The organism is Micromonospora arida (genome assembly GCF_003857035.1).
GTDB lineage: Bacteria > Actinomycetota > Actinomycetes > Mycobacteriales > Micromonosporaceae > Micromonospora > Micromonospora arida.
The window spans coordinates 1-5,812 of sequence record NZ_QGSY01000052.1 but is presented as its reverse complement, the minus strand read 5'-3'; the positions used below and the strand labels follow the sequence as shown (position 1 = coordinate 5,812).

Here is a 5,812-nt window from a genome sequence, read left to right as displayed (position 1 = left end):
GGGCTGGGTCCGGGGCTGGGGCTGGGCCGGGCTCCTAGCCTGCGAGCTCGCACCGTTGGCCCCGCTCCGAACCACGGTCACCGAGTCTGGGCGATTCGTTTACGACATCAGCTCCAAAGGGAGACCGGGGTGGGTGCTCGACCCTGCTGCGCCGGTCGTTTCCACGCGTTGTTCCGCCCGGCGGCGCCCACCGCAGTTCGTGCCGCCGCCGCGCTCTGACGCAGATCACAGCCCCAGATCACAGCCCCGGATCACAGCTGCGCGTCACGGTCCCGGATCACAGCTGCGCGTCACGGTCGCGGATCACAGTCGTGGGGTGGGCGCGGACCCCGGGCGGAGGGCGGGACTACCGTGAGGGTGTGGCGCTCTCCCTGGCGATCTCGCCCTGCCCCAACGACACGTTCGTCTTCCACGCGCTGGTGCACGGGCGGGTGCCCGGCGCGCCGCCGGTCGAGGTGACGTACGCCGACGTGGACGTCACCAACACGGCGGCCGAGCGGGGCGCGTTCGACCTGGTGAAGGTGAGCTTCGCGGCGCTGCCCTGGCTGCTCGACGACTACCACCTGCTGCCCTGCGGCGGCGCCCTCGGTCGCGGTTGCGGTCCGCTGGTGCTCACCCGGGGCGACCGTGACGGCGGGCCGGACCGCACCGACCTGACCGGTGCCACGGTGGCGGTGCCGGGCGACCGGACCACCGCGTACCTGTTGTTCCGGCTCTGGTCGGCTGGGCGACCACCGGCCCGGATCGAGGTGGTGCCGTTCCACGAGATCATGCCGGGCGTGGCGGCTGGGCGCTACGACGCTGGGCTGGTCATCCACGAGGCACGGTTCACCTACCACCGGCACGGCCTGAGCGCCCTGGTCGACCTCGGCGAATGGTGGGAGGCCGACACCGGCCTGCCCATCCCCCTCGGCGCGATCCTGGCCCGGCGCGGGGCGGTCGACCCGGAGGCCGCGGCCGGCTGGGTCCGCGAGTCGGTCCGGCAGGCCTGGGCGGACCCGGCGGCCAGCCGGGAGTACGTGCTGGCGCACGCCCAGGAGATGGAGCTCGACGTGGTCGACCGGCACATCGGCCTCTACGTCAACGAGTTCACCGCAGACCTGGGCGAGGCCGGTCTCGCCGCGGTGGCGGCACTGCTCGATCGGGCCGCCACCGCCGGCCTGGTGCCTCAGACCTCCAGCTCGCGGGCCACCGCGTGGACCAGCTGAGCGATCTTCTGCGCGGCCTTCTTGTCCGGGTACCGACCCCGGCGCAGGTCCGGCTGGACCTTCGCTTCCAGCACCTTGATCATGTCTTCGACCAGGCCGTGCAACTCCTCGGCCGGCCGACGGCGCAGCTCTGCCATCGACGGCGGCGCGTCCAGCAGCTTGACCCCCATGGCCTGCGCGCCCCGGCGGCTGTCCACCACGCTGAAGTCGACCCGCTGGCCACCCTTGAGGTCGGTGACACCCGCCGGCAGCGCCCCCTTGGGCAGGAACACGTCGCCGCCCTCGTCACTCGTGACGAAGCCGTATCCCTTGGCCGTGTCGTACCACTTCACTCGACCCGTAGGCACCTGAAAACCCCTGCTTCACTTGAGCCGCTACTGCTCCAAGGCTAGCTGGATCATCCCGTCGAGCGCCGCTGGGAATTCGGTGAGCTCGTCCAGCACCACTTCCGCACCGGCCGCGCGCAGCTCGTCGGCGGAGCAAGGGCCGGTCGCCACACCGATGCCGGGCACCCCGGCCGCTGCCGCCGCCACCATGTCCGCGACATGATCACCGACGTAGTGGGTCGCGCCGTGCTCCCGCAGAGCGGTCGCCTTCTGCGCGGCGAACAGGTCGCCGGCCAACTCGTCCACCGTGAGACCGAGGTGGTCCAGGTGCAACCGGGCCAGCCGACCGATCTTGGACGTGACAACCAACACCCGGCCACCCCGCGCACGGATCGCGTCGATGGCCTCCCGCGCGCCGGGCAGCAGAAGCGTCGGGGTGACCGCGTACGCCGGGTAGAGCTCGCGATACACCCGCACGGCGGACTCGACCTGCTCCGGCGGGAACCAGTGCGCGATCTCGGTACGCAGCGGCGGCCCGAGCCGGGACACGGCCAGCTCGGCGTCGACCGGCACACCGGTCCTCGCGGTCAGCGCCCGGTACGCCGCGGCGATGCCGGGGCGGGAGTCCACCAGGGTCATGTCGAGGTCGAATCCGACGGTCAGTGCTGGCATGTCGAGAAACGTACCGGCTACTCCCAGTCGACCGGACGTCCGAGGGGCGCGGAAGCCCGGTGCCGGGCTAGCGTGGAAAGACGATGACCACCTCACTCGCCGACCACCTGCGGTCGCTGCCCGACGAATCACTGGCCGCGCTCCTCCAGCTGCGGCCCGACCTCGTCGTGCCCGTGCCGGCCGACGTCTCCGCCCTGGCCATCCGGGCCCAGTCCCGGGTCTCCGTGGCCCGCGCGCTGGACGGTCTGGACCAGTTCACCCTCCAGATCCTCGACGCCGCCCGTCTCACCCGGAACCCGGACGACGCCACCACGGCCACCGACACCGTGCTCGCGATGGCGACCGCCGGGCCGCAACCGCCGGCTCCGACAGCCGTCCGGGCCGCCGTGGGCCGACTGCGTGCGCTCTTCCTGCTGTACGGCCCGGAGCACGCGCTCCAGGTGCTGCCCGCCGTCGACGAGGTCTCCCCGTACCCCGCTGGGCTCGGCCGACCGGCCGCGGAGCTGGACCCGCGCACGGCCGCGCTCTGCGCGGACCCGGCGAAGCTCCGACGGACGGTGCTCGCCGCCCCGCCCTCCGCCCGGGCGATCCTGGACCGGTTGGCGGCCGGCCCGCCGGTTGGCAGCGTGCCGCCGGGGGCGTTGCAGGCGCCGCCGCTCGGCGCGGCGGACCCGGTCCTCTCCGACCCGACCAACGGTGGCGCGCCGACCGGCTCCCCGGTGCGGTGGCTCGTCGACAACCGACTGCTGGTCCCGGTGACGACCGGCTCGTCCACGGCCAGCGGAACGGTGGAGCTGCCCCGCGAGGTCGGCCTGTTGCTGCGCCGCGACACCGGCCCTCTCGGGCCGCTGCGTACCAGCCCACCGCCGGTGGCCGCCGCGCCGCGCGAGCCGAAAGCGGTCGACTCGGCCGGGGCCGGGCAGACCATGGAGGTGGTCCGACACACCGAAGGCCTGCTGGAGCAGCTCGCCGACGAGCCCGCGCCGGTGCTGCGTTCGGGTGGCGTCGGTGTACGGGACCTGCGCCGGTTGGCGCGTACCGCCGGGCTGGACGAACCGACCACCGCGCTGCTGCTGGAGGTGGCGTACGCGGCGGGGCTCCTCGGTGAGCTGGAGATGCCCGGTGCGACCACCGGTCGGTACGGGGCGGATCAGCAGGTGCTGCCGACGGGCGGGTACGAGGTGTGGCGGGCCGCCTCGCTGGCCCAACGGTGGGAGCAGCTCACCCGAGCGTGGCTGACCATGACCCGGCAGGTGGGGTTGGTGGGCCGCCGTGACGACCGGGACCGGCCGATCACCGCGCTCTCCGCCGAGGCCGAGCGGGCCAGCGTGCCGGCCACCCGACGGGCGGTGCTCGGCGTACTCGCCGATCTGGAGCCGGCGACGGCACCCACCCCGCAGGAGGTGCAGGAGCTGCTGGACTGGCGGGCACCGCGTCGCAGCCGGGGCCGGGACGCCGCCCACCGGGAGGTGCTGGCCGAGGCCGCACAGTTGGGTGTGACAGGGCTGGGGGCGCTCACCTCGTACGGTCGGCTGCTGCTGGGGGACCTGACGTCGACCGACGAGCGGGGTGACGACCCGCTGGGCGTGCACGCCGACGTCGAGAGCGGTGACCCGTCCAGTGCCGCGAGGGCGCTGGACGCCCTGCTGCCCGCACCGGTCGACCACTTCCTGGTGCAGGCCGACCTGACCGTTGTGGTGCCCGGCCCACCCGAGCCGGCGCTCGCCGTCGAGTTGGAGGCGATGACCGAGCTGGAGTCGGCCGGCGGGGCCAGCGTGCACCGGGTCACCACGGCGAGCGTGCGGCGGGCCCTGGATTCCGGCTACACGGCCGACGACCTGCACGACGTGTTCCGACGTCGCTCGCGTACCCCGGTGCCGCAGGGGCTCACCTACCTGATCGACGACGTGGCCCGTAAGCACGGCGGGCTGCGGGTCGGCCTGGCCGGGGCGTACCTGCGCAGCGACGACGAGACGCTGATCAGCGAGGTGCTGGCCGACCGGCGGTTGGAGTCGTTGGCGCTGCGCCGGCTCGCGCCGACGGTGCTGTGTACGCAGTACCAGGTTGGTCGGCTGCTGGGTGCGCTGCGCGACGCGGGGTACGCCCCGGTGCAGGAGGACGGCACCGGCAGCACGGTGCTGGCCCGGCCACGAATCCGGCGGGCCCCGCCCCGGGTGTCGGTGACCACCCGGACGATCGATCCGCTGGCCGCCCCGAAGCTGCCCATGCCCCGGCTGCTCGGCGTGGTGGAGCACATCCGGCGAGGCGACGCGGCGGCGCGGGCCGCCCGACGGGCGCCGGCGGTGGTGCGCGGCAGCGCGCCCGGGCTGGGCGGCGGCCCGGTGCCGGCGCACACCCACAGCGAGGCCCTGGCGGTGCTCCAGCAGGCGGTCCGGGACAAGGCGCTGGTCTGGGTGGGTTACGTCGACGCGCACGGGGCGACGGCGTCGCGCCTGCTCAAGCCGGTCTCGATCGGTGCCGGCTACCTGCGGGCCGAGGACGAACGGACCGAGATGCTGCACACGTTCGCGCTGCACCGGATCACCGCGGCGGTGGTGGCGGACTGACCGGAGGCGCCACCGCGCGGGCGCCGTCGGTCAGCGGCGGCTGCGGCGTACGGTGCCGACCACCGAGATGATCAGCAGCAGCGCGAAGCCGGCGCCGGCGGATTCCCCGACCGAGTCGACGAAGCCCTGCTGAAGCACCAGCCAGCCGAAGAGGAACCACCCGAGGAGGAGCGTCGCCGCGACGGCGTACGCGATCACCGTCGCTCGGGACACCTCGTCGGGTGGTGCGTGCTCGTGCTCCGCGATCACGTCACGGTCGACCGTCATCCCCAGCCTCCCCGCCCGGTCCGGCCCTGGACTCCAAGGGTGACACTCGTTGGTCCGGTCGGACAGGGGGTTATCGCCGCGATTCGCTGCGTGTCACTCAGGTGCCGGGGCGTCGGCCGATCAGCACCACCCGGGTGCCGACCTTGCCGAGCTCCCACATCCGGACGGCGTCGGCGTGCAGCAGGTTGACGCACCCGTGCGAGCCGATCGACTTGTCGTGCAGGTAGGTGGTGGTCTCGTGGAAGCCCATCCCCTGGGTGAAGTGCTGCCAGTACGGCAGCCACACCTCGTACGGGTTGGACCATTCCTTGGGGTTGCGGTAGTTGACGGCGTACGTGCCGGCCGGGGTGCGGTAGCCGGACATGCCGGTGCGGGTCACCGTCGGCGCCATGATCACCTTGCCGCCGCGGAGCGCCCAGACGGTCTGCCGGGTCAGGTCCACGCAGAACGTGGTGCCGGTGCCGGCCTTGCAGCGAGTCGTGTCGGTGGTGGCGAGGCGCTGGGCCACATCGAGGGTGGTTGGTCCGGCGCGACCCTCGACGGGGCGAATGCCGTATCTCTTCTGGAACTTCTTGATCGCCGCGCAGTCGGCGGCGGACTGCCGGCCGTCCACGGTCACCGCCCCGAACCCGCCCAACCGGGTCAGGTAGGTCTCCACCGCCCGCTGGTGCTGCCCCTGGGGGCAGCCGGCGACGGTCGGCGTACCGGTGCCGGGGGTCGTGGTGGGTGCCGGGCGGGTCGGCTTCGGCGTGGGTTTCCGGGAGGGTTTCAC

At 73.4% G+C, this 5,812-nt stretch carries 6 protein-coding genes; 2 read left to right on the top strand and 4 right to left on the bottom strand.

Annotated features, from left to right (window positions below):
• Positions 1-359 precede the first annotated feature (359 nt).
• Positions 360-1,208, top strand: coding sequence for a 1,4-dihydroxy-6-naphtoate synthase (locus DLJ58_RS00780; protein WP_124853393.1), 849 nt, complete (start codon positions 360-362; stop codon positions 1,206-1,208).
• Here DLJ58_RS00780 and DLJ58_RS00775 read toward each other — a convergent pair.
• Together DLJ58_RS00775 and DLJ58_RS00770 are read right to left on the bottom strand one after the other, a co-directional pair.
• Positions 1,169-1,555: a cold-shock protein gene (locus DLJ58_RS00775; protein ID WP_074316242.1), complete on the bottom strand. Its 387-nt coding sequence runs from the start codon at positions 1,553-1,555 to the stop codon at positions 1,169-1,171. The two genes, DLJ58_RS00780 and DLJ58_RS00775, sit on opposite strands and share 40 nt — an antisense overlap.
• Before the next feature lie 27 nt (positions 1,556-1,582).
• Positions 1,583-2,206, bottom strand: a complete 624-nt coding sequence (locus tag DLJ58_RS00770) for an HAD family hydrolase (RefSeq protein WP_124853392.1) — start codon at positions 2,204-2,206, stop codon at positions 1,583-1,585.
• 83 nt (positions 2,207-2,289) lie between these two features.
• On the opposite strand from DLJ58_RS00770, the gene DLJ58_RS00765 reads away from it, so the two are divergent.
• The gene (locus DLJ58_RS00765; RefSeq protein ID WP_124853391.1) at positions 2,290-4,773 is read left to right on the top strand and encodes a helicase-associated domain-containing protein; all 2,484 of its coding nucleotides are present in this window, start codon (positions 2,290-2,292) and stop codon (positions 4,771-4,773) included.
• Between the two features lie 30 nt (positions 4,774-4,803).
• Here DLJ58_RS00765 and DLJ58_RS00760 read toward each other — a convergent pair whose 3' ends face one another.
• Together DLJ58_RS00760 and DLJ58_RS00755 are read right to left on the bottom strand one after the other, a co-directional pair.
• Positions 4,804-5,040, bottom strand: a complete 237-nt coding sequence (locus tag DLJ58_RS00760) for a hypothetical protein (protein WP_091395293.1) — start codon at positions 5,038-5,040, stop codon at positions 4,804-4,806.
• Between the two features lie 97 nt (positions 5,041-5,137).
• On the bottom strand, positions 5,138-5,812 hold the full coding sequence (locus DLJ58_RS00755) for a L,D-transpeptidase family protein (protein WP_244218726.1): 675 nt from the start codon (positions 5,810-5,812) through the stop codon (positions 5,138-5,140).

Excerpts from the sequence above, each read along its gene's own strand:
- DLJ58_RS00770 (WP_124853392.1), bottom strand. The coding sequence starts at position 2,206 with ATGCCAGCACTGACCGTCGGATTCGACCTCGACATGACCCTGGTGGAC.
- DLJ58_RS00765 (WP_124853391.1), top strand. The coding sequence starts at position 2,290 with ATGACCACCTCACTCGCCGACCACCTGCGGTCGCTGCCCGACGAATCA.
- DLJ58_RS00760 (WP_091395293.1), bottom strand. The coding sequence starts at position 5,040 with ATGACGGTCGACCGTGACGTGATCGCGGAGCACGAGCACGCACCACCC.